The sequence below is a fragment of the Mesorhizobium sp. M0761 genome, from assembly GCF_040320205.1.
Lineage (GTDB): Bacteria > Pseudomonadota > Alphaproteobacteria > Rhizobiales > Rhizobiaceae > Mesorhizobium.
Genome location: NZ_JAMYPF010000008.1, coordinates 162,755 through 184,813 on the forward strand (window position 1 = coordinate 162,755; position 22,059 = coordinate 184,813).

Annotated in this window: 22 protein-coding genes and 1 pseudogene; 4 read left to right on the plus strand and 19 right to left on the minus strand. The window is 62.9% G+C overall.

From position 1 onward, the window contains the following. Positions 1–810 (plus strand): MBL fold metallo-hydrolase, encoded by an 810-nt coding sequence (locus tag NKI32_RS15800; protein ID WP_023755224.1) that lies wholly within the window; start codon positions 1–3, stop codon positions 808–810. A 23-nt stretch (positions 811–833) separates the two neighbouring features. Here the strand turns inward: NKI32_RS15800 and NKI32_RS15805 are convergent, their stop codons facing one another. The 11 genes and pseudogenes from NKI32_RS15805 to NKI32_RS15855 all read right to left on the minus strand — a co-directional run bounded on the left by NKI32_RS15805 (position 834) and on the right by NKI32_RS15855 (position 8,973). Then, positions 834–1,208 (minus strand): GNAT family N-acetyltransferase, encoded by a 375-nt coding sequence (locus NKI32_RS15805; protein WP_353002969.1) that lies wholly within the window; start codon positions 1,206–1,208, stop codon positions 834–836. Further along, a complete protein-coding gene (locus NKI32_RS15810; protein WP_353002970.1) occupies positions 1,195–1,593 on the minus strand; it encodes a hypothetical protein in 399 nt (132 codons plus the stop codon). Before NKI32_RS15810 ends, NKI32_RS15805 begins: the two co-directional genes overlap by 14 nt. A 341-nt stretch (positions 1,594–1,934) precedes the next feature. Next, a complete protein-coding gene (locus tag NKI32_RS15815) occupies positions 1,935–2,264 on the minus strand; it encodes a hypothetical protein (RefSeq protein ID WP_023668943.1) in 330 nt (109 codons plus the stop codon). Next, positions 2,261–3,160: pseudogene (locus tag NKI32_RS15820) on the minus strand (translation factor GTPase family protein); the annotation flags it as partial. The pseudogene NKI32_RS15820 and the gene NKI32_RS15815, both read right to left, overlap by 4 nt. Positions 3,161–3,201: 41 nt before the next feature. Next, a complete protein-coding gene (locus tag NKI32_RS15825) occupies positions 3,202–4,104 on the minus strand; it encodes an alpha/beta fold hydrolase (RefSeq protein WP_023682543.1) in 903 nt (300 codons plus the stop codon). A 70-nt stretch (positions 4,105–4,174) separates the two neighbouring features. After that, positions 4,175–4,951, minus strand: a complete 777-nt coding sequence (locus tag NKI32_RS15830; RefSeq protein ID WP_352512113.1) for a DUF8605 domain-containing protein — start codon at positions 4,949–4,951, stop codon at positions 4,175–4,177. 107 nt (positions 4,952–5,058) lie between these two features. Then, entirely contained in the window at positions 5,059–5,835 is a 777-nt protein-coding gene (locus NKI32_RS15835) for a pyrroline-5-carboxylate reductase (RefSeq protein WP_023730628.1), read from the minus strand. A gap of 23 nt (positions 5,836–5,858) precedes the next feature. Further along, the gene (locus tag NKI32_RS15840) at positions 5,859–6,737 is read right to left on the minus strand and encodes an aldose 1-epimerase family protein (protein ID WP_353002971.1); all 879 of its coding nucleotides are present in this window, start codon (positions 6,735–6,737) and stop codon (positions 5,859–5,861) included. 174 nt (positions 6,738–6,911) lie between these two features. Then, positions 6,912–7,628, minus strand: a complete 717-nt coding sequence (locus NKI32_RS15845; protein WP_023710521.1) for a Bax inhibitor-1/YccA family protein — start codon at positions 7,626–7,628, stop codon at positions 6,912–6,914. A gap of 38 nt (positions 7,629–7,666) precedes the next feature. Beyond that, complete coding sequence (locus NKI32_RS15850; protein WP_023805228.1) at positions 7,667–8,443, minus strand: anti-sigma factor family protein; 777 nt, start codon at positions 8,441–8,443, stop codon at positions 7,667–7,669. Further along, complete coding sequence (locus NKI32_RS15855) at positions 8,440–8,973, minus strand: sigma-70 family RNA polymerase sigma factor (RefSeq protein ID WP_023688465.1); 534 nt, start codon at positions 8,971–8,973, stop codon at positions 8,440–8,442. The genes NKI32_RS15850 and NKI32_RS15855 overlap by 4 nt, the downstream gene beginning before the upstream one ends. Before the next feature lie 175 nt (positions 8,974–9,148). Here NKI32_RS15855 and NKI32_RS15860 point away from each other — a divergent pair, with 175 nt between their 5' ends. The 3 genes from NKI32_RS15860 to mazG all read left to right on the plus strand — a co-directional run bounded on the left by NKI32_RS15860 (position 9,149) and on the right by mazG (position 11,801). Further along, the gene (locus tag NKI32_RS15860) at positions 9,149–9,586 is read left to right on the plus strand and encodes a DUF3592 domain-containing protein (protein WP_352538970.1); all 438 of its coding nucleotides are present in this window, start codon (positions 9,149–9,151) and stop codon (positions 9,584–9,586) included. A 129-nt stretch (positions 9,587–9,715) separates the two neighbouring features. Then, positions 9,716–10,900 (plus strand): amino acid aminotransferase, encoded by a 1,185-nt coding sequence (locus NKI32_RS15865; RefSeq protein ID WP_023691284.1) that lies wholly within the window; start codon positions 9,716–9,718, stop codon positions 10,898–10,900. 76 nt (positions 10,901–10,976) lie between these two features. Continuing rightward, entirely contained in the window at positions 10,977–11,801 is an 825-nt protein-coding gene (mazG, locus tag NKI32_RS15870; protein ID WP_023730633.1) for a nucleoside triphosphate pyrophosphohydrolase, read from the plus strand. A gap of 6 nt (positions 11,802–11,807) precedes the next feature. Here the strand turns inward: mazG and hflX are convergent, their stop codons facing one another. The 8 genes from hflX to dusB form a co-directional block, all read right to left on the minus strand. Then, positions 11,808–13,199 carry a GTPase HflX gene (gene hflX / locus NKI32_RS15875; RefSeq protein WP_352511975.1) on the minus strand — a complete coding sequence of 464 codons (1,392 nt, stop codon included), beginning with the start codon at positions 13,197–13,199 and terminating at the stop codon, positions 11,808–11,810. Further along, positions 13,200–13,445 carry an RNA chaperone Hfq gene (hfq, locus tag NKI32_RS15880; protein WP_006202172.1) on the minus strand — a complete coding sequence of 82 codons (246 nt, stop codon included), beginning with the start codon at positions 13,443–13,445 and terminating at the stop codon, positions 13,200–13,202. A gap of 145 nt (positions 13,446–13,590) precedes the next feature. Next, positions 13,591–14,451 (minus strand): D-amino-acid transaminase, encoded by an 861-nt coding sequence (locus tag NKI32_RS15885; protein WP_353002972.1) that lies wholly within the window; start codon positions 14,449–14,451, stop codon positions 13,591–13,593. A gap of 101 nt (positions 14,452–14,552) precedes the next feature. Next, a complete protein-coding gene (ntrX, locus tag NKI32_RS15890) occupies positions 14,553–15,914 on the minus strand; it encodes a nitrogen assimilation response regulator NtrX (protein ID WP_023668929.1) in 1,362 nt (453 codons plus the stop codon). Further along, positions 15,904–18,192, minus strand: a complete 2,289-nt coding sequence (locus NKI32_RS15895) for a sensor histidine kinase NtrY-like (protein ID WP_353002973.1) — start codon at positions 18,190–18,192, stop codon at positions 15,904–15,906. The genes ntrX and NKI32_RS15895 overlap by 11 nt, the downstream gene beginning before the upstream one ends. Positions 18,193–18,336: 144 nt before the next feature. After that, positions 18,337–19,794 (minus strand): nitrogen regulation protein NR(I), encoded by a 1,458-nt coding sequence (ntrC, locus tag NKI32_RS15900; protein ID WP_023691281.1) that lies wholly within the window; start codon positions 19,792–19,794, stop codon positions 18,337–18,339. Then, the gene (locus NKI32_RS15905; protein ID WP_023706549.1) at positions 19,791–20,936 is read right to left on the minus strand and encodes a two-component system sensor histidine kinase NtrB; all 1,146 of its coding nucleotides are present in this window, start codon (positions 20,934–20,936) and stop codon (positions 19,791–19,793) included. Before NKI32_RS15905 ends, ntrC begins: the two co-directional genes overlap by 4 nt. Next, positions 20,933–21,955, minus strand: coding sequence for a tRNA dihydrouridine synthase DusB (dusB, locus tag NKI32_RS15910; RefSeq protein ID WP_353002974.1), 1,023 nt, complete (start codon positions 21,953–21,955; stop codon positions 20,933–20,935). Before dusB ends, NKI32_RS15905 begins: the two co-directional genes overlap by 4 nt. Positions 21,956–22,059 lie beyond the last annotated feature (104 nt).

Genomic DNA, 22,059 nt, shown 5'->3' on the forward strand with positions numbered 1-22,059 from the left:
ATGAGCGACCGGCTGCGCCTCACCATCCTCGGCTGCGGCTCGTCACCTGGCACGCCGCGCATCACCGGCGACTGGGGCAATTGCGACCCGGCCAATCCGAAAAACCGGCGTACACGCTCAGCCGCGCTCGTCGAGCGGATAGCAGCCAACGGCGCCAGAACCACGGTCGTCATCGACACCGGGCCTGATTTCCGTGAGCAGATGCTGATGGCGGCCGTCCGGCGCATCGACGCCGTCGTCTATACGCATCCGCACGCCGACCACATCCACGGCATCGACGATCTGCGCGGCTACGTGCTGGAGCAGCGCCATTTGATCGATGTCCATGCCGACCAGCCGACCATGCTCAGGCTGCGCGAAGCGTTCGGCTATTGCTTCGAGACGCCGTTTGGCAGTTCCTATCCGCCGATCGTCAGGCCGCACATCATCGATCACGCAAGGGCGGTGACGATCGAAGGCGAGGGCGGTGCCCTCACCCTCGAGCCGCTGCCGCAGATCCATGGCGACATCATTTCGCTCGGCTTCCGCATCGGCGGGCTGGCCTACTGCCCCGATATAAGCGACTTCCCGGATACCACCGCCGAGCGGCTGCGCGGCCTGGAAATGCTGGTCATCGATGCCTTGCAGTACCATACCCATCCCAGTCATCTGTCGCTCGGTCAGGCGCTTGGCTGGATTGAAAAACTGGCGTCGAAACAGGCCGTGCTGACGCATATGCATGTGCCGCTCGACTATGCCACGGTGAAGGCCGAGGTGCCGGCCAACGTCACTCCGGCCTATGACGGCATGGTGATCGAAATTCCTTTATGAGACAGCATGATACGAGCATATCTTTATAAGGACGTTCGGTTCTTCGGCGCGAAGATCAGCAGCGTTCCAATCCGCTCATAGCCCATGCGGGGATAAAGCAGCGCTCCGGCACGCGTCGCCAACAGCATCGAGCACCGCGACCCATGCGCTTTGTCGTCATGCAGCATTTTGGCCATCAGCGCCTGGCCGATGCCTCGACGCCGGTGCGAAGGCTCGACAAACATTGCCGAGCACCATGTGGCGCCGACGGCGTCTATGCTGCGCACACGCCCGACGATGGCGTCGCCATCGAGCGCCACATACTGGCGAAACGGCGCATCGTCGCCGAGTTGATCGTCTGGAAGTGGCCGCCTGCGTATGACCTTTCCCAGTTGTGCAGCGCGTTCAGCCGTCCTCACGCGTTCGATAGAGACGATTGCTGGCGGGTCTGGAATTTGGCGCAGCGACTGGATGAAAGCCTTCCGTCCGCAGCAGCCGGTAGCCGAGCGCCTTGTAGGCCGTTCGCGTCGGTTCGTCCGGGCCGTCATTCGCGATCACGACCGAAACGGCAAAGCCCGGCCGCGCATGCTGCCGCACGATGGCATCGGCTTCCTCGGCGGCGACGTCATGGACGATCCATTCTTCGCCACGGTAGTCGCGTGCATTCTTGCGCTCGGCATCGCGCATCAGCCACAAGGGTCCGACGCGGCTGGCTTCGTATGGAAAGGTGCGGCTCTTGTCGGTGCTGAAGCCGTGCACGAACACTTCGATCGCCGCTTCGATGTCACGCTTTCCTGTTGTCATCAACACAGCGTAGCGTTGGCCATCGGCTCAAGGCAACACGCGTCGATCATGCCAAGCCTATGAAAGTCCGCGTCCTTTCCCAGCTGCAGCCTGATGCATAAGTTCCATAATCTATCTTATGCGACTTTCATATGTGGCTGCTGCTTCCATTACGGACGTGCCAATATACGCCCTGCTGACTGAGATGCGGGCCGGCGGCTCTGATTGCTTGGCGGGAGGAACGTTGACGAAGCAGTGGCGAAATGAGTTGGCGTGGTCTTCATTTCTCAAGGGATGGCGCCTTTCGCAAAGGCCTCGACTTCCTGCTCGACCGGCCCGCGCCGGGATAACGAACAGGAGCGTCATCCCGAAAAGCTTTCCAGGAGGCCGCTGAAGGCTGCTGCGATTGCAACAAGATGGAAGACGCCAAGGGCCAGCCATCTGGAGCCGCCGGCGCCCGCAACAAATGCCCCATAGGCAGGAAACTGCAGCGCAGCCAATCCGATGGAAAGGCTGGTGATCGTTGTGTTGGTCAAAAGCGTTGCCAGCATGGGGACCGGATAGAGAAGTCGCGCCAGCACATAGTCGCCATGCCCGGCCCCGGCCGAATAGAGCGCCAGGAAAAAGGCGACCGGCGTGACGCCGAGGCCGACAAGGAACCCTGCCCGCGAGGAGAATTTTGGCGACGTCATCTGGCCATGGCCATGGCGGCCGGTGGGTCGCCGCCGGGTGGCAGTGGTACGGGAGCGTATCCGGAATAGTCGGCGCGCAGGCGTGCCAGTCCGTTCGAACAGGACCGGAGCGCATCCTCCAGCATGAACATGTTCGCGAGCGGCATTGTCGCTTTGACAACGACGACCACGCCGCTGATTTCCCGACTCCGGATCAGGCCCCGGCGGCTGTGCAGTTCGGCGATGATTTTGTCGACATAGGCCGCCGACGTGTTCACCTCGACTTGCATGATCGGCTCGAAGAGCTGCACGCCCAGCTTGGGAGCGGCTTCACGGAAGCAGGCTCGGCCGGCGATCTCGAAAGTCAGGGGCGAGGAATCAGTATCGTGATACGCGCCGTCGATCAGCGTTGCCTTCACGCCAAGCATCGGGAAGCCAGCAAACGGGCCTGAAGACAGAATGTTCCGCAGCCCCTTTTCGACGCCCGCAACATATTCGTTCGGAAGCGCACCGTCGGCGACCTTGGACCCGAAGACGAAGTCCCAGCTACCGCCATTCGGCTCGAACGCAATCTTGACGCGGGCGAACTGACCCGTACCACCGGACTGCTTATTGTGCGTGTAGTCCTGCTCGTGCTTACGGGTGATCGTCTCGCGATACGCTACCTTGGGCGCGCCGACATTCACCTCAATGCGAGACTCGCGGCGCAGGTGGTCGATGACTATGTCGAGGTGGAGTTCGTCCCTGCCGGCGACGATCGTCTGGCCCGATTCCGCATCCTGCTTGACGTGCAACCAGGGATCCTCGTCCGCCAGCTTCGACAAGGCAGTAGCTAGCTTCTCCTGATCCGCCCGCGACTTCGGCTCGATCGCGATTTGCAGCAGAGGCCAGGGCGCGGCAGACTTTTCTATCATGACGCCATGGTTGCAGATCGATCCGATGACCGCAACGGAGGGGTCTACGCCCGGCCGGCCGCCCTGCCCGTCCCTTTCGCTTCCTGACTGTGGACGCGCGCCAGGAAATCGCGCACCAGCGGAAGTGCCTCATCGAAATGCGTTTCGAGCAACCAGTGGCCGGCGCCATCGATCAGATGAAGCTCCGCTTCCCGCAAATCGCGCTGGTAGGCATGCGCCGATTGTGCCGGCATGTAACCATCCTCGGGGCCCCAGACGATGAGCGTTTGCGGTTGGTGCTCGCGCAGATAGCTCTGATAGCGCGGGAACCAGCCGAGGTTCGCCTCCAGCTTCTCCATCAGGCCGACCGCGAGCCGCCGGCGGATCGGCGTGTCCATCAAAGGCCAGTGGAGTTTCCAAAGATCGGGAGGCACGCGCTCGGCTACAGCGTAATCCACCTCTCCGACAAACTCGTGCCGGAAGCCCTTCTCGCTTACCGCCTCTTCCAACGGCCGGTGCTTTTCGGGCGTCTTTTCCTTCCAATAGGCTTTTATCCCAGCGTATTTCGGCCCGAGAACATCCTGGTATATATCGCCGTTCTGGATGATGAGTGCCGCGATGCGCTCGGGATGTGCGATGGCGTGGCGCAGTCCGATCTGAGAGCCATAATCGTGCAGCCAGAGCGCATAGCGCGACGTGCCGAGCGCATCGGCGAAAGCTGTCAGAAACCCGGCATAGGCATCGAAATCATAGCCAAAGTCCGACATTTCGGGCGTGCCGCTGTAGCCAAAGCCGGGAAAGTCCGGCGCGAATGTATGCCAGCGATCGGCAAGTGCCGGCATCAACCGTCGGAATTGATAGGACGAGCACGGATAGCCGTGCGGCAGGAGAAGGACGGGAGCATCAGGCGGGCCGTCTTCGCGATAGAAGATGCTGTTTCCGTCAATGTCGATCCGGCGATGTTGCAATTATACCTCCTTGCTCAAAGCTTGCCCGCCACTTTGTTTACGGCGCTCGGGCAAGAAGGTTCCCTTGAAGTCAGGGCGTGACGGCTTCCGGCTCTCCATTGCCCGACAGGATCTGCAGCGTTCCGCGCGTGGCGTTGCGGAACGCATCGTCGAAACTGACGCCACGTACCTGCCAGCGATACTCCTTATCCTTAAAGCTGAGCCGCCAGTCGCCGACCCAGCCCAGCGCTTCCTGGCGCCATACCAAAGTGCCGGCAAGCAGGGCGTCCCCATCCAGCGTGTTGGCCACGTCGGCGAGCGCGACGTCGGACGGCCGAGGCAACTCCAGCGGCAAACCGGTCCGGTGCGCCGCGTCCGCCAGCGCAACGCGCATATCCGCCGCAAGCTCGCCGCCGCCATCGCGCACCAGCGTGAAGCCGTCGCCTTTCATCGGCCTTACATCCAGCAGTGCGACGATTTTTGGCCGCGGCACCGCCCACGGTTTGCGCCCGAGCGACGCCAGCAAGGCATCGATCTTGTCCGGGTCGAAATCGGCGGTGATGTAATGCGGCCGGTCGTGGGTGCCCTGCTCGTCATGCGGCGGGCGGTTGTTGAGCAGGTCGCGGTAGCCGACACCAGTGACATAGTCGGCCGCGTGCCGGCTCATGTCCGCAACACGCGGGTCGCCGATCAGCCGCGGGTCGCCGGAAACCTTGACCAGCACCTCTTCAAGGCACGGCGCCAGGCCCCACGCCCGGTTCTCCTCGCCAGTGCCGCTGGTCACCGATTGCGCGCGGTAGAGGCTGGCGCGGTCGATGTCGGCGGCAGCGACCGGAAAGACAATCAGCACAGCCAGCGCCGCTGCCACAAAGCCCAATTTCAAGCATCCAGGCACCCGACGACCCTCCCGAAACGGTCCGGAACATCCGTTGGAGCCATACTCCTGATCATCAGGGAATTTCAAGGTACCGCCCATCAAGGCGTATCGCCGACGATGCGCCGGTGTACGCCGTCCAGGCTCTCGGTGAGCGCCTCGAACACGTTTTGCGCCGTCAGTTCGCGAAGAACCTGTTCGTTGATGCCGCCGCGCGTCGCATAGTCCTGCGCCAGATTCATGAAGTCGGCATCCGGCGACATATCAGGAGCGCTTCCCAAGGCTTTGAAAAGCGAGGCGATGTAATCGCGCCCCTTCCCTTCCTCCACGCCATTCCTCTTGAGCCAGCTGTTGATCGTATCGAGATATCTGAAGTAGCTGGCATAGGTTGCGGTGGCCACGCTCAACGCGTTGAATTCGGCTGAGTTCTCGACCTCGATCGCTTTCCCCAGATTGCCGAACAAGGCAGCGACAGTGGCATCCGGCGGGCAGATGATCGTTGCCCCCAGCCGGTGGGCAATCATCGGCATGGGCAGCGCTTTCGTCACCTGGTGCGCTGGTGCGGTCAAGCCGGCAATCTCCTCGCGCGGCAGCGTGGCGATCAAGCTGATGAGGTGATGCTCGCGCCGAAACCGCAAACCCGGCAGGACGTCATGCGCAATTTGCGGCCGGACAGCCAGCATGACTAGGTCGCATTGATCGAGAACCGCCTGATTGTCATCAGCGATACGCACATCCGGATAACGGGCTGCCAGCTCCGCGGCGATCTCTTCATTGCGCGGCGACAGCAGCACGGAGACGGAGTTATCCGCGACGGATTTGAGCCCGCTGACAATGGCCGCTGTAAGGGCACCCGTGCCGATGAAGCCAAGTTTCATCGCGCCTGTCTCTGGTTCATCGGTCACAGCGGCGCATGGTCGAGCCGTACCTGATAGCTCAGCACGCGCTTTTCACCGGGCGCGATCAGCATCACGCCCGGCTTGTCCGCGAACTCGCCTTCGAAATCCACGGGGCTGGCAAGCCCGTGCCAGGGTTCAATGCACAGGAACGGAGCGCCGCCCGGCTTCGACCAGATGCCCAATTCCTTAAAACCCTGCCACGACATCTCGATCGCCGCACCGTTCGCGGCGGCATAGCGCACGCTGGTGCTGGCCGGCCGGTCGAGGATCACGGCGTCTGCCTCGAACAGCTGTTCGGAAAGCGCCAGCGTTTTGCCTTCGATGGGCGTCGGCCGCGGTGCAGCCAGCACCAGGCCATCCTTCAGCCGGCGGATCGGCGCCGGCTCGTCCTGGGCAAAGGTCAGGTGGTAGCCGGTCTTGGCGAGCCCCGGCTGCAATGGCCAATTGAAAGCCGGATGTGCACCGATGGAGGCTGGCAGCGTCTCGTCGCCGGTGTTGGCAATCTCGAAGCTCACACCAAGTTCCCGACGCTCGAGCGTATAGGTGATGGCAAGGCGAAAGGCGAACGGATAGCGCGTGCGTGTATCGGCATCGTCGGTCAACACCAGCGTGCAGGATCGGGGGCTCGCGTCAGCCCACACAAATGGCTTGTCGCGGGCAAATCCGTGCTGCGTCAGGGCATAGACCTGGCCCCGATGGCGGAGCTGGTCGCCCGCCAGCCGGCCGACGATCGGAAACAGCACCGGCGAATGCCGCCGCCATTCCGGCCCGGCCTGCCACAAAAACTCCAGACCCTCGGCATTGCGCAAGGAGATGAGCTCGGCCCCCTGCCCGACAATGGTTGCCGAGATGCCGTCGCCGTGAAGCGTCACTTGTTCCATGCGTTCTCGCGGAAAGCTGCGTGCGAGCGGCAGGTTAGCAAAAGCCCGCATGGACTCAAGGGCGCAGCGACATCGCGCTGATAGAGGAGCGATGTCTCCACGCCAAAACGACAGTGGCCGGAGATTCTCCTCCGGCCACTGCGAGATCGAGATTGTTGCCTTGCTACGGTTCGACTATTCGCGCTCGCCGGTGAAATTCAGCAACAGCTGGAAGATGTTGACGAAGTTCAGGTACAGTGACAGCGCGCCGAAAACGGCAAGCTTCTGCTGCGATTCCGCGTCGAAATTCTCCGCATACTGTTCCTTGATCGTCTGCGTGTCCCAGGCGGTCAGGCCGACAAAGACGGCAATGCCGATCACCGAGATGGCGAACTGCAGCGCGGTCGAGCCAAGGAAGATGTTGACGACGCTGGCGATCACCACACCGATCAGGCCCATGATCAGGAAGGACGAGAACTGGGTCAGGTCGCGCTTGGTCGTGTAGCCGTAGAGGCTGGTGGCGCCGAACATGGTAGCGGTGATGAAGAAGGTGCGCGCGATGCTGGTGCCTGTGAAGACCAGGAACACCGAAGCCAGCGACAGGCCCATCACCGCGCAGAAGGCCCAGAACATCAACTGGGCGCTCGCCGCCGACATCGTCTGCATCTTGAACGAGAACAGCAACACGAAGGCGAGCGGCGCCAGCATCACCACCCATTTCAGCGGGCTGGAAAAGATCGGCACGTAGAGGGCCGGCGTCGAAGCGACCACCATGGCGACGATGCCGGTGACGACGAGGCCAATGCCCATATAGTTATAGACGCGCAGCATGTGGCTGCGCAGGCCCTCGTCATAGACGGCGCCGGCGCGCGCGCCAGTGCCCATGCGGTATCCGAGGTCAGGGGTATTCATGCGGGTTCTCCTTATGTGGTCTCAGTAAAGCGTCTTGATCAGTAAAGTGTCTTGGCAAGCGTCTCGGCGGCGCGGTCGAGGTCGTGGACATCGCTGCGCGCGACGACCGCGTACGCGACCTCGCCGATCTGGAAATAGGCAGAGGAGATGTCGCCCGATGGCGCGATGGCAGGCTTGACGACGTCGAAGGTTCCAGGCCGGATCGCAAACAGCGAGACCAGCCCCATATCCTTCGTCTCCAGCGCCACTTCGACGCTCGGCCCGAAGCGCGACGGATAGATCTGCACGTCGCGAACCTTCCAGTCCTTGGGCAGCGATGGCATGACGATTGCGGTGGCGGCGCGGATTTCGTCGCCATTGTAGTTGGGCGCCTCCAACTGCGAGGGCATCGCCTCGCGCATGAGCGTCGTCTTGTGCGCCCGGATCGCTTCTTCGACATAGGCGGGCGGCGGCGGCGAAGCCACAACCTTGGTCACCAGCAGCGGCCCGAAGAGGCCGTTCGCCAGCCAGCCGGCAGCGACAAAGATGGCGACCGCCGCCGCCCGCTGCAGCACGGCGAAGACGCGGCGACTGGCCAGCCCCCTGCCCAGCCGGCGCGCGACTTCAGTCGTCGCGGGCCGCGCCATTCCTGTGGATGCGGCCAGCGCCAGACGCAGCTCGTCGCGCGTCCTCAAATCGGACATCACCCGGGCCGCTGCCTCCGGACGAGCCGACAGGAACGCCTCGACCTCAATGCGGCGCGCGACATCCAGCTGGTCGTCGACATAAGAATCGAGATCGGTATCGGTCACCGGGTCCCGCAACAGGTCGGTCATGACGGGTCTCCCACGATCCTCAGATGGCTTTTGGCCGGCGAAGGTGCAGCGTTTTCCATCTCGCGCAGTGCTGCGCGCGCCCTGCCGATGCGCGACATCAGCGTGCCCAGCGGCACCCCGCTGGCGTCGGCGGCCTGCTGGTAGGAAAGGCCCTCGATGGCGACCAGATGCAGCGCCGAACGCTGCTCCTCCGGCAGACTGAAAAAGGCCTCGCGCACCTGCGCCAGGCGCACGGAATGTTCCTGAGGCGCCGGCGTGCTGGCATCGGTGAGATAGCCGGCCTGCTCGACACGCGCTGCTTCCGACCGGCGCGAGCGCATCTTGTCGATGAAAGCGTTGTGGACGATCGACAGCAACCATGCCCGCAGATTGCCGCCCGAGCGGAATGTGTCGCGCCGCTCGTAGGCGCGCACCAGCGCATCGTGCACCAGATCCTCGGCGTCAGTGCCGTCGCGCGTCAGCGAGCGTGCGTAGCGCCTGAGCGAACCCAGCTGTCCGACAATATCGAAGCGTGGCATCGACCGTTTCATGCCCCGTTTACGAAACAGGCGGGGATCTTAATCCATCGCCACCAAAACTTTTTTGCGTCGCCACAATAGGCATCATGCAATCAGAAGTCCGCTGCGCACTTACCCATCTCCCGTGCGGCAGATGTTTGCTTTATGGATGAAGTCTAGCCTTATCCGTCTGTCCCAGGAGCAAAAGATGGCCAATGGTAGTCGTGTAACGGGTTTTGCAGCGTTGCCGATCGTCGGCAGGGTGTTCATCATCTTTGGCATTGTCGGACTGATCGCTTCCGGCGTGCTGGCCATCGTCGAGATGTACGGCCCTCGTACCGCTTCGGCGACAGGCAGGATTGTCGCCGCCGAATACAATCCCCGCATCGAGTTCTCGACCGCCGACGGCACCGTTATCCGCTTCAACAATGCCGTCCACAGCTCGTTCTGGGGTGATGGCGACAGCGTCCCTGTCGCTTACGACCCAACCAATCCGCAAAATGCCTCCGTCGACAGCTTCGCCGGACGCTGGTTCCTTGCCGGGCTGGCCGGCATGCTCGGCGGTTTCTCCCTGCTGACCGGCACCGGTCTCGCCGTGATTGGACGGGTGCTTATCCGGCGGATTGGAATGAACCCGTCGCCATAGCCGCCGACCCCTGCCGTACAGACAAAGCTTGGCGTAGCGGTCCAGTACGCTAGCGGACTGGCGCAGATGGAAGCACTGGCGAAACGCGGCCGCTTTGCGTATTACTCCGCCGCCATTGGAGCCGTATTGATGTTCGAGACCCTGCAACCTGCCCCGGCTGACAAGATCATCGCCTTGATCGGCCTCTATCGCGCCGATCCGCGCCCCGGCAAGATCGATCTCGGCGTCGGCGTCTACAAGGACCGCGACGGCAGGACGCCGGTCATGCGCGCCCTGCGCGAGGCCGAGAAGCGGTTGCTGCAGGACCAGGACACCAAGACCTATCTCGGCCTTGCCGGCGACACCGGCTTCAACACGGCGATGGTCAAGCTGGCCTTCGGCCCCGCTGCCGACATGACGCGCATCCGCGCCGCGCAAGCGCCTGGCGGTTCCGGCGCGCTGCGGCTGGTGGCGGAGCTGTTGAAGCGGACCCGCCCCGACGCAACCGTCTGGCTGTCGGACCCGACATGGCCGAACCACCCGCCGGTGATGCGCGGGGCCGGCCTCAAGGTGCGCGATTATCCCTATTTCGATGCCGTTTCCGGCGCGGTGCGCTTCGACGAGATGCTGGCAACGCTTGGCGCAGCCGAGCCCGGCGATATCGTGCTGCTGCATGGCTGCTGCCATAACCCGACCGGCGCCAATCTCGATATCGCGCAATGGGCCAGCGTCACCGATCTTGTCGTCGAGCGCGGGCTGTTGCCCTTTGTCGACATTGCCTATCAGGGCTTTGGCGAAGGCCTGGACGCCGATGCGGCCGGCTTGCGCCTTCTCGCGGGCAAGGTGCCTGAAATGGTCGTTGCCTCGAGCTGCTCGAAGAACTTTGCCGTCTACCGCGACCGCGTCGGCGCGGCGATGATCCTGGCGAAGGATGGTGCGCAAGCCGATGTGGCGATGAGCCAGATGCTGGCGGCGGCGCGCGCCATGTATTCGATGCCGCCGGACCATGGCGCCGCCGCCGTGCGCATGGTGCTGGAAGATGATGGCCTTCGCGCCGACTGGGAGGCGGAGCTGGAGGAGATGCGGCTGCGCATGCTGAGGCTGCGCGTCCAGTTCGCCGACGCGCTGCGCCGGCAGTCCAACTCCGACCGCTTCGACTTCATCGCCAGCCATCGCGGCATGTTTTCCAGGCTTGGCCTGACCGAGGCGCAAGTCGAGCGGCTGCGTGCCGAGTATGGCGTCTACATGGTCGGCGACAGCCGCATCAACGTCGCCGGCCTGCCCGAGGACGGCATGGATGACCTCGCCAAGGCGGTTGTGTCGGTACTCGGCTGAAGCTCGCTGTGGACAATCTCCCCTCTCCGGCTGACGCCGTTGGCCGCACGACAGGCAGCGGGATAGCATTTGCCGCATGAAACCTTCGCGCGACATTTCCCGGCTGATCGAGATCATGGCGGCGCTCAGGGCGCCGAAGACCGGTTGTCCCTGGGACATCGAGCAGGATTTCTCGACCATCGCGCCCTATACGATCGAGGAAGCCTATGAGGTGGCCGACGCCATCGCGCGCGGCGATCTCGACGATCTGCGCGACGAACTCGGCGATCTCCTGCTGCAGGTCGTCTACCACGCGCAGATGGCTGAGGAAGCCGGCGATTTTGCCTTCGGTGATGTGGTCGAGGCCATCACCACCAAGATGATCCGGCGCCATCCGCATGTCTTCGGCGACGAGAAGGCGCGCAGCGCCGGCATGGCAAAGGGCATGTGGGAAAAGATCAAGGCTGAGGAAAAAGCCGAAAAGCGAAGTGCGCGCCTCGCCCGCGGCCTCGACCCCGAAGACCATGGCAAGGGTTTCCTGGACAGCGTGCCCGTCGCCCTGCCCGCTTTGACTCGTGCGCTGAAGCTGCAGGAAAAGGCAGCGCGTGTCGGTTTCGACTGGAGCGAGGCAGCACCCATCCTCGACAAGATCGAGGAAGAGATCGGCGAGCTGCGCGAGGCACTGGCTAAGGGCGAAACGGCTGAGATCAAGGACGAATTCGGCGACATGCTGTTTGCCGTCGTCAATCTGGGGCGTCACCTCAAGCTCGATTCGGAAGCGGCGCTTAGCGGCACCAACGAAAAATTCCGCTCGCGCTTCCACTATGTCGAGCGCGCGATCGATGCATCGGGAAGCACGCTCGAAAAAGCCACGCTGGACGAGATGGAAGTGCTCTGGCAGCAGGCCAAGAGCGCGAAATAATCAGGCTTACTGCCTGTTTTTGCGGTGCAATCGGCTTTCGATCTCATGCCGCGCGCTGTGCGTGGCCTTGAGTGCGATGGTCGCGCTGCCATCCTCATTGTCTACCCGCGAAACGACGTCGCCATTGCGGTAGAGCCAGTCGACAAGGCCGAACTGCGCCGGTTCGATCGTCACCGTCAATTCCTCCAGTTCGCCCGACATCCTGGTCTCGATCAGCGCCTTCAGCGCATCGATGCCTTCGCCGGTGACGGCCGAGATGGCGATCGGCGGCGCCTTGTTGGCGTCAGTGCCGTCGGCGAGCAGGCGCTCCCGGTTGCCGTCGTCGAGAAGGTCGACCTTGTTCCACACTTCGACGACGCGCTTGGCATCGCCGGCATCGACGCCGAGATCGGCGAGAATGCGCTCGACGTCCTCGGCTTGCGCTGCGGTATCCGGATCCGAAATATCGCGCAGGTGGATGACCAGATCGGCCTCGACGACCTCTTCCAGCGTGGCGCGGAAGGCGGCGACCAGATGCGTCGGCAGGTCCGAAATGAAGCCGACTGTGTCCGACAGGATGACCGGCGTGCCGTGCGGCAGGCGCACGCGGCGCAGCGTCGGGTCGAGCGTTGCAAACAGCATGTCTTCGGCCAGCACGTCGGCCCCGGTCAGCCGGTTGAACAGCGTCGACTTTCCGGCATTGGTGTAGCCGACAATCGCCACCACCGGGAACGGCACCTTCTTGCGCTTGGCGCGGTGCAGGTCGCGGGTGCGGCGCACCGTTTCCAGCTCATGCTTGAGCTTGATGATTTTTTCCTGCAGCTGCCGCCGGTCCGACTCGATCTGGGTTTCGCCGGGGCCGCCGAGGAAGCCGGCTCCGCCGCGCTGGCGTTCAAGGTGGGTCCAGCTCCGCACCAGGCGGCCCTTCTGGTAGTTGAGATGGGCAAGTTCGACCTGCAGCGTGCCCTCCTTGGTCCGCGCGCGCTCGCCAAAAATCTCCAGGATCAATCCGGTGCGGTCGAGCACCTTGGCATTCATTTCTTTTTCGAGATTGCGCTGCTGCACCGGCGTCAGCGGATGGTCGACGATGACCACCTCCGCGTGACCCTCTTTGACGATCTCGGCGAATTCCGCGACCTTGCCGCTGCCGAGCAAGGTTGCCGGGCGTGGATCGTTGACGGTGACCACCGCCGTGTGGATCAGATCCAGGTTGATGGCGCGGGCAAGGCCGACCGCTTCGTCGTGGCGCGCATCCGCCGAACGCGTCAGCCGTGGACGGTTCGTTTCGTCATCGTTGCGCTGATGCCGGGTAAGCACCGGCACGATGACAACCGCCCGGGTCGGACCTGTGGCTTCCGTCCCGGAATTATGTGCTGGTTTCCCGCGGACGCCGCGGTCCGCGTCTTTTTCACGTGCCAATCAGGCGCCCTGGCTTTCCTCGCCATCGAACATCTGAACCGGCTGGCTCGGCATGATCGTGGAAATGGCATGCTTGTAGACGAGCTGGGAGTGGCCGTCACGGCGCAGCAGAACACAAAAATTGTCGAAGGAAGTGACCACGCCGGTCAGCTTGACGCCGTTGATGAGAAAGATGGTGAGTGGATTTTTGCTCTTGCGAACAGAATTCAGGAACAGGTCCTGAAGGTTTTGCGATCGTTCCGCCATTGTTCTTGTCTTTCGCCGATCCCCTTCGGTTTGCAGGCTAATGCGCCAAATTAGCGGGCACATGTCAAGCTTGCAAACACCCCCTTGCCGTCAGTAACGACAAGCAGAACGAGATATATTGATGTGCAGTCCGTCTGTGCGGTTATCAGGCTGGACTTTTTTCCGCAACGTCAAAAAAGGCTTGCCGCAATGAAAGTGTTATCGAACCGGGGTGCCCACTGGCGACCGCGGCACCGTCGATTGCCACGACCGGCATGGCGATTGTCGTTGCCGAACTGATGAAAGCTTCTCGCGCCGCCTTGGCTTCAGTGACTGAAAACCCGCGCTCCTCGATCGTCAACCCGAGCTTTGCCGCCACTTCGAACATGGTCGTGCGGGTGATGCCGCGCAGGATGCCATGCTCCGCCGGCCGGGTGACCAGAACGCCGTCCCTTGTAACGATCCAGGCGTTGGACGAGCCGCCCTCCTTGACGTTGCCATCGGTGTCGACGAACCAGGCTTCCTGGGCGCCGGCCTCCTTGGCCTTCTGCTTGGCCAGCACGTTGGGCAGCAGGCCGGTGCTCTTGATGTCGACCCGGTCCCAACGGTTTTCCGGCACGGTGATGACCTTGATGCCCGCCTCGGCTCGCTTGGCGGCCGCCACCGGGTCGGCCTTTCTGGCCGTAATCACCAGCGATGACGGTGTATCGGCCGGGAAAACGAAGTCGCGGCTGGCAACACCGCGCGTAACCTGGACATAGACCAGGCCGTTGACGACGTGGTTGCGCCGGACGATTTCGCGCAGAAGAAGCGGCAGCACACCCTTGGTGACCGGCCAGTCGATCGACAATTCGCTAAGGGAGAGGCTCAGCCGGGCAAGATGGCGCGGCATGTCGACGATAAAGCCCTGCGCCACCTCGCAGACCTCGTAGACGCCGTCGGCGAACTGATAGCCGCGATCCTCGATATGCACGGCAGCGTCGGCATGGGCGACATAGCGCCCGTTCACATAGGCAATGCGCGGCATGGGTGATCCCTCAGAACAGTCCCGCTATTTCTAGGCGATTCCGCCGCTGCCGTAACCGGCAATTGCACGGGCGCGGCCCGCTCGACCAACAACAATGGGGATCAGACCCCCAGCGACTTTAGTTTCCGGTGCAGCGCCGAGCGCTCCATGCCGATGAATTCCGCCGTCTTCGAGATGTTGCCGCCGAAACGATTGATCTGGGCGATCAGGTAATCCTTCTCGAACTGTTCGCGTGCCTCGCGCAGCGGCAGCGCCATGATGTGCTGGTCGGACTGGTTCGGCGTGCGCGGCATGACATCGCCGATCTCCGACGGCAACAGGTCGGCGGTGATCGGCGCATCGATATCGTCGCCACGCGCCAGGATCATCAGCCGTTCGACATTGTTGCGCAGTTGGCGGACATTGCCCGGCCAGTTGTGCGCCTGCAGCACGGCAAGCGCATCGTCGCCGATGCGGCGCGGCTTGATGCCGGCCTGGCGAGCGATCTGCTTCATGAAATTGTCGACGAGATAGGGAATGTCCTCTCGCCGCTCGGCCAGGCCCGGCACCATGACCGGAACCACCGCCAGGCGGTGATAGAGGTCTTCGCGAAAACGGCCGTCGGCGATCATCGCCTCCAGGTTCTGCGAGGTCGAGGAGATGATGCGGACGTCGACCTTGACCCGCTTGGTGCCGCCGACCCGCTCGAACTGCTGTTCGACCAGCACGCGCAAAATCTTGTTCTGCGTCTCGCGCGGCATGTCGGCCACTTCGTCGATGTAGAGAATGCCGCGGTGCGCCTCTTCAAGCGCGCCGACCTTGCGCTCGGTGCCGTTCGATTCGGTGCCGAACAGCTCGATCTCCATGCGCTCGGGCGTGATGTTGGCCGCGCTCAGCGTCACGAACGGCGCGCCCTTGCGCGTCGACAGCGTGTGGATGGCGCGCGCGGCGAGCTCCTTGCCCGAACCGGACGGACCGATGATCATGACGCGGCTGTTGGTCGGCGCCACGCGCTCGATGGTCTGGCGCAGCTGGCTCATCGCCGACGACATGCCGATCAAGTCGAAAGTTTCGCCGCTGCGCTGTTTGAGGTCGGACACCTCGCGCCGTAATTTCGAGGTTTCGAGCGCCCGCTCGGCGATCAGGATCAGCCTGTCGGCCTTGAACGGCTTCTCGATGAAATCATAGGCGCCGCGGCGGATGGCCGACACCGCTGTCTCGATATTGCCGTGGCCGGAGATCATCACCACCGGCAGGCTCGGATGCATCGTCTTGATCTCGTCGAGCAGCGCCAGCCCGTCGAGGCGCGAGCCCTGCAACCAGATGTCGAGGAAAATCAGCCGCGGCGCCCGGTCGGCGATTGCCGCGAGCGCGCTGTCGGCATCGAATGCCGTGCGGGTTTCATGCCCTTCGTCGCTCAATATGCCCGCGACGAGTTCACGGATGTCTTCCTCGTCATCGACGATGAGAATATCAGACGCCATTACCGACCTTTTCAGTTTCTCGTTCGTGTTCCGTTTCGCCTTGACCGCGTGGCGGCGCGGTTGCGGCAGCTGGCGGCAGGATGATCGAGATCATCGCGCCGCGTCCACCGTGGAAATCCGCGGGCGCATCGTGCAATTCGAGCCGCCCGCCATGGTCCTCCACGATCTTCTTGACGATGGCGAGACCGAGCCCGGTGCCCTTCTCGCGCGTCGTCATGTAGGGCTCGAGCAGCCTTTGGCGGTTCTCGCGCGGCAAGCCTTTGCCATTGTCGATGACGTCGATTCGTATGGCGCCATTCTGCCGGGCAGCTTGAATCCGGATTATGCCGTGCGAACCGTCCTGTTGTTCCAGCCCGTCAATCGCCTCGGCCGCGTTCTTGATGACGTTGCCGAAAGCCTGCGCCATCAATCGGCTATCGAACGTGCCCTTGAGCGGTTCGTTGCCGAACACGCGTTCGAAAGCAATGTCGGCGCGGCTGACTTCGACCAGGAACGACGCCTCGCGCAGCGATTCACGCAGATCGATGGCTTTCATCTCGGGCTTGGGCATGCGGGCGAAAGCCGAGAACTCGTCGACCATGCGGCCGATATCCTCGACCTGCCGGATGATCGTGTCGGTGCACTGGTCGAAAATCTCGCGGTCCTCGGTGATGACCTTGCCGAAGCGTCGCTTGATGCGCTCGGCCGAGAGCTGGATCGGCGTCAGCGGGTTCTTGATTTCATGCGCGATACGCCGCGCCACATCCGCCCAGGCCGACGAGCGCTGTGCCTGGACCAGATCGGTGATGTCGTCGACCGTCACGACGTAGGATTTCTCCTCCTCGCCGTCGTCGCCGGCCTCGATGGTGATCTGCACGTTGAAGGTACGCTCGGCGCCGGTGCGATAGAAGGTGACCTGCTCGCGATAGACCGGCTTGCCGGATTTGCGGCCGATCTCGAAGACACGGCCGACATGCGGTAGCACGGCGGACAGGTTCTGCCCCAGCGCCGCCGTGGCCGATATGGCCAGCATCGTTTCGGCCGATTTGTTGACGATGGAGACGATGCCGTAGGGATCGACGCCGATGACGCCGGCGGTGACGCCGGCCAGCACCGCTTCCGAGAAACGACGCCGTTCGTCGATCAAATCCTTGGCCGACAGGATCTCGTTGCGCTGCGATTTAAGCTCCAGCAGCATCTTGTTGAACGTATCGCCAAGCGAGGCGACATCGCCGTCGGAAGGCCGTACCGGAACGGCGACATCGAGATTGCCGGTCGCAACCTCGTCAGCCGCGCCGATGAGTTGACGGATGGGCCGCACCAGACGGTCGGCCACCGCTATGCCGGTCCAGATGGCCGACAGGATGATGATCAGCGTCAGCGACAGATAGGGCAGCGCGAACGCCACCTGCGACGTCCGCCTGTTGTCTTCCAGGCCGCGATATTCGGCGGTGTTGGACTGGACGATCGCCCTCGCCTTGATCACTTCGGGGTCGACGAGGCGATTGGTGTAGAGGTAGAGGCCTTCGATCTCCCGCAGCTTGATGATGGCGCCCATGATGTTGCGCGTCTTCGGCTCGATCAGCACCGGTTTGCCGTCGGCCGCGGCGCTGACCGCGCCCTCCGGCGGTGGCGGCATAGAGAAATCCGCATCGGTCTTCGCGCTCATGACAAAGGAGCCGTCTTCCCTGACCAGCGCCGCATGCACCAGGCTCCTGCCCACGGCTTCCTTGTTCATCAGGTCGAGAAAGCCGGTTCGATCGAGGCCGTAAAGCGTGCGCGACGCATCGAGATCGTAGGCCATCGACAGCGTCGTGCCCTGAAGATTGCGAGCGTTTTCCTGCACATAGGCGTCCGCGATCGACAGCGACGAGTTGACGATTGCCTTGGTGCGGATTTCGAACCAGCGGTCGAGGCCGATATCGAGCGTGATCGAGGCGATGATGGCCACCATGATGGCGGGGATGGCCGCGACCAGCGCAAACATCGTCACGATGCGCACATGCAGCCGCGAAGCCGCCTTGCCGTGCCGGCGCGCCATGGTGATGCGATGCACCTCTCGGCCGACCAGGGCGATCAGCGCCAGCACAAATAAGGCATTGGCCGCAATCAGCGTCAGCGTTGTGTTTGCGTCTGGCGTGATCGGCGTGGCGCCGACAAGAATGGCAAACGAGATTGCCGCCGTAACCAGCGCGCCGGCAATTGCCACAACGCCAGGCAACGCAAGCAGCCGGCGTCCATCCCTCTGGCCGGGTCTGCTGAAAAGCGGTTCGTTTGATGTCAGAGCTTGCGAAGCCATGTCGCCGTCTAAGAGCCAGTGATTGCGTCGGATGTATGCAACGCATTGTGGCGATTATGCAACAAGTGTGGCCGTGACGGAAATCTTTCGGCCACCGATCCCCTGAAAAGGGGATGACCTGACGTCACATCGGGCGGTAGGCGCTCACGATCTCGACGATTTGTAGACGTTGACGCCCAGCTCGCGAATCTTCTTGCGCAGCGTGTTGCGGTTCAAGCCGAGCAATTCGGCCGCCTTGATCTGGTTGCCGCGCGTTGCCGTCATGGAAGCGAGCACCAGCGGATATTCGACCTCGGACAGGATGCGCTGATAGAGACCTGCCGGAGGCAAATCACCGGCGAAAGATGCGAAATAGCGCTGCAGGAAGTGCTCCACCGCCTGGCCGATGGACAGATCGTCCGGGATCAAATTGCCGCCGCCGGGAACGACCGGCCTTTCGCCTGTCTTCAGTTCGGCTTCGATGATTTCGGCTGATATTTCGTCCTGCGAATAGAGCGCCGCAAGCCGGCGCACCAGGTTTTCCAGCTCGCGCACGTTTCCCGGCCACGGATAGCGCTTCATCAATTCGATGCCGCCGGTCGAAATGCGCTTGGTCTGCAAGCCTTCGCTGGCGCCGATCTTGAAGAAATGCCGCACCAGATCGGGAATGTCTTCCGATCTCTCACGCAAACCCGGCAGCCGAAGCGGCACGACATTCAGGCGATAGAACAGATCCTCGCGGAAAAGCCCCTGGTTGATCAGCGTGCGCAGATCCTTGTTGGTGGCGGCGACGATGCGCACATCGGTCTTGATCGGGGTGCGCCCGCCGACCGTGGTGTATTCGCCCTGCTGCAGCACGCGCAGCAGCCGCGTCTGCGCCTCCATCGGCATGTCGCCGATCTCGTCGAGGAACAGCGTGCCGCCCTCGGCCTGCTCGAAGCGGCCGGTCGAGCGGTTCTGTGCGCCGGTGAAGGCGCCCTTCTCGTGGCCGAACAGCTCCGATTCGATCAAATCGCGCGGGATCGCCGCCATGTTGATGGCGACGAACGGACCGCCGCGGCGACGGCCATATTCGTGCAACGCGCGCGCCACCAATTCCTTGCCGGTGCCGGACTCGCCCGAGATCATCACCGTCAGGTCGGTCTGCATCATGCGCGCCAGCATGCGGTAGATGTCCTGCATGGCGGCCGACCGGCCGACCAGCGGCATCGCGTCAGGCTGTTCTTCCGGTCGCGTATCGATCTTCGGTCGGCGCGGCTCTGACAGCGCCCGGTTGACGATGTTGAGCAGTTCGGTCAGGTCGAACGGCTTCGGCAGATACTCGTAAGCACCTGTTTCGGAAGCACGAATCGCCGTCATGAAAGTGTTTTGCGCGCTCATCACGATGACCGGCAGCTCGGGGCGCGCCTTCTTGATGCGCGGCAGCATGTCGAAGGCGTTCTCGTCCGGCATGACAACGTCGGTGATCACCAGATCGCCCTCGCCCGCCGCCACCCAGCGCCACAGCGTCGAGGCGTTGGAGGTCACGCGCACCTCATGGCCGACGCGCGACAGCGCCTGATTGAGCACGGTGCGGATGGCCGCATCGTCGTCGGCGACGAGAATATTGCCGCGAACCGTCATTTGCGGTCTCCTTCGCCTTCATCATCGGCAGTGTCGATGGGTGTTTCTTTCCAGGCCGGCATCAGGATTCGGAAGGTGGTGCCGCGCGGCGTCGAATCGCATTCGATGATGCCGCCATGCTCGCCGACGATTTTCGCCACCAGCGCCAGGCCGAGCCCCGACCCGTTCGGCTTGGTGGTGATGAACGGATCGAACAGGATCGGCAGAATGTCTTCCGAAACGCCGGACCCATTGTCGCGCACGCAGAATTCAAGCGGTAGCGACACGCGGTCCTGGGTTCCGGGAACGGAAACGCGGATGCCCGGCCTGAACGCGGTCGACAGCACGATCTCGCCCTGCGGGTCGCCGCCGATCGCCTCGGCAGCGTTCTTGACCAGGTTGAGAAACACCTGGATCAGTTGGTCGCGGTTGGCGAAAACCGGAGGCAATGATGGATCATAGTCCTCCAATATCCTGATTCTCTTGGCAAAACCGTTCTTCGCGATTGCCTTCACATGGTCCAGCACGACATGGATGTTGACAGGATAGCGGTCAATCGGCCGCTCGTCGGAAAACACTTCCATGCGGTCGACGAGGGAGACGATACGATCGGTCTCGTCGGTGATGAGGCGGGTCAGCGCGCGATCCTCGTCGGACGCCGAGAGTTCGAGCAGCTGTGCGGCGCCACGTATGCCGGACAGCGGGTTCTTGATCTCATGTGCCAGCATGGCGGCAAGGCCGGTGACCGAACGCGCGGCACCCCTGTGTGTCATCTGCCGGTCGATCTTGTCGGCCATCGAGCGTTCCTGGAACATCACCACGATCGAGCCTGGGAATTCCGGCACCGGCGCGACATAGAGATCGACGACCTTCTCGATGCCGAGACGCGGCGACGACACGTCGACACGGTATTCGTTGACCGGCGCACGGCGCTCGCGCACCTGATCGACCAGCTGCAGCAACGGGCTGCCGAACGGGATCAGCTTGGACAGTGTGTTGCGGGCAAGCATGTTGGCACTTGAACGGAAGAAGTCTTCCGCATCGGCATTGGCGTAGGTGATGAACCCGTCCGGATCGACCATGATGACCGGACGGCGGATGGTGTTCAGCACGATACTGGCGGCATCCGCCATGTCGGAGCTCGGTGTGACGGTGGCGTTCATGCGGCGCTCCGCAAGGGCGTGGCTTCGCCGGAAAACACCTCATGCAGCAAGGCAATGACGCGGGCGGGTTCGAAAGAGGTGAGGATGGCTTTCCGCCGCTCATCGGAAACGCCAGCAGCGTGGCGGTCGAGATACCAGCCGAGATGCTTGCGCGCCTGGCGCAAGCCACTTTCGACGCCGTAAAGCGTCAGCATGTCTTCGTAGTGGGAAACGATGTAGTCCGCCATGGCTTGCGGGCTTTCCGGCACGCCGGAGGGCGCGTCGCCCGCAGCCGTTGCCGCGATGTGGCCCGCCGTCCATGGCGCGCCATAATGCGCGCGGCCGATCATCACCGCGTCGGCGCCCGACTGTCCAAGGATTTCGGCGGCCTCCGCGGGCGAGCCCACATCGCCATTGGCGACGACCGGGATCGAGACGACGTCCTTGATGCGGGCGATGGCGCCCCAATCGGCCTTGCCTTGATAAAACTGGCAGCGCGTGCGCCCATGCACGGTCACCATTTTAACACCGGCCTCTTCGGCGCGGCGCGCCAAGACGGGTGCATTGAGCGCATTGTCGTCCCAGCCGAGCCGCATCTTGACCGTGACCGGCACCTGGACCGCGCCGATCACCGCTTCGATCAGCGACAGCGCGAGGTCGAGATCGCGCATCAGCGCCGAGCCGGCATAGCCGCCGGTCACCTTCTTGGCCGGGCAGCCCATATTGATGTCGATGATGTCGGCGCCCTCGCCGGCAGCGATGCGCGCGCCCTCGGCCATGTGCTCGGCCTCGCGGCCGGCAAGCTGAACCATATGGACGGGCAGCCCGGAATGACGGATGCGCAGGTCGCATCCGACCCTGCCCTTGGCAAGCTCGCCGCTCGCCACCATTTCCGACACGACCAGGCCCGCGCCATGCGCGTAGGCGCGCTGCCGGAACGGCTCGTCCGTTATTCCCGACATGGGCGCGAGGAAGACGCGGTTGCGGATTGTCACGCCGCCAACGTCGAGCGGCGAAGCCAATTTTGTCACTTCAGGCATGCACAAAAACCAAGCATATCGGATTGCTGCACATTCTCTAGCCATAAGAAAGGCATTGTGCAACGCGCAATGACGTCACATTGCGGCGCATTTGGGAAAATGCT

Coding starts and splice junctions, on each gene's coding strand:
- NKI32_RS15865 (WP_023691284.1), top strand. CDS start 9,716: ATGTTCGAGACCCTGCAACCTGCCCCGGCTGACAAGATCATCGCCTTG.
- NKI32_RS15815 (WP_023668943.1), bottom strand. CDS start 2,264: ATGACGTCGCCAAAATTCTCCTCGCGGGCAGGGTTCCTTGTCGGCCTC.
- NKI32_RS15840 (WP_353002971.1), bottom strand. CDS start 6,737: ATGGAACAAGTGACGCTTCACGGCGACGGCATCTCGGCAACCATTGTC.
- hfq (WP_006202172.1), bottom strand. CDS start 13,445: ATGGCGGAACGATCGCAAAACCTTCAGGACCTGTTCCTGAATTCTGTT.
- NKI32_RS15845 (WP_023710521.1), bottom strand. CDS start 7,628: ATGAATACCCCTGACCTCGGATACCGCATGGGCACTGGCGCGCGCGCC.
- NKI32_RS15885 (WP_353002972.1), bottom strand. CDS start 14,451: ATGCCGCGCATTGCCTATGTGAACGGGCGCTATGTCGCCCATGCCGAC.
- NKI32_RS15860 (WP_352538970.1), top strand. CDS start 9,149: ATGGCCAATGGTAGTCGTGTAACGGGTTTTGCAGCGTTGCCGATCGTC.
- NKI32_RS15850 (WP_023805228.1), bottom strand. CDS start 8,443: ATGACCGACCTGTTGCGGGACCCGGTGACCGATACCGATCTCGATTCT.
- NKI32_RS15895 (WP_353002973.1), bottom strand. CDS start 18,192: ATGGCTTCGCAAGCTCTGACATCAAACGAACCGCTTTTCAGCAGACCC.
- mazG (WP_023730633.1), top strand. CDS start 10,977: ATGAAACCTTCGCGCGACATTTCCCGGCTGATCGAGATCATGGCGGCG.
- NKI32_RS15855 (WP_023688465.1), bottom strand. CDS start 8,973: ATGAAACGGTCGATGCCACGCTTCGATATTGTCGGACAGCTGGGTTCG.
- NKI32_RS15835 (WP_023730628.1), bottom strand. CDS start 5,835: ATGAAACTTGGCTTCATCGGCACGGGTGCCCTTACAGCGGCCATTGTC.
- dusB (WP_353002974.1), bottom strand. CDS start 21,955: ATGCCTGAAGTGACAAAATTGGCTTCGCCGCTCGACGTTGGCGGCGTG.
- ntrX (WP_023668929.1), bottom strand. CDS start 15,914: ATGGCGTCTGATATTCTCATCGTCGATGACGAGGAAGACATCCGTGAA.
- NKI32_RS15800 (WP_023755224.1), top strand. CDS start 1: ATGAGCGACCGGCTGCGCCTCACCATCCTCGGCTGCGGCTCGTCACCT.
- ntrC (WP_023691281.1), bottom strand. CDS start 19,794: ATGACGGTTCGCGGCAATATTCTCGTCGCCGACGACGATGCGGCCATC.
- NKI32_RS15905 (WP_023706549.1), bottom strand. CDS start 20,936: ATGAACGCCACCGTCACACCGAGCTCCGACATGGCGGATGCCGCCAGT.
- NKI32_RS15810 (WP_353002970.1), bottom strand. CDS start 1,593: ATGACAACAGGAAAGCGTGACATCGAAGCGGCGATCGAAGTGTTCGTG.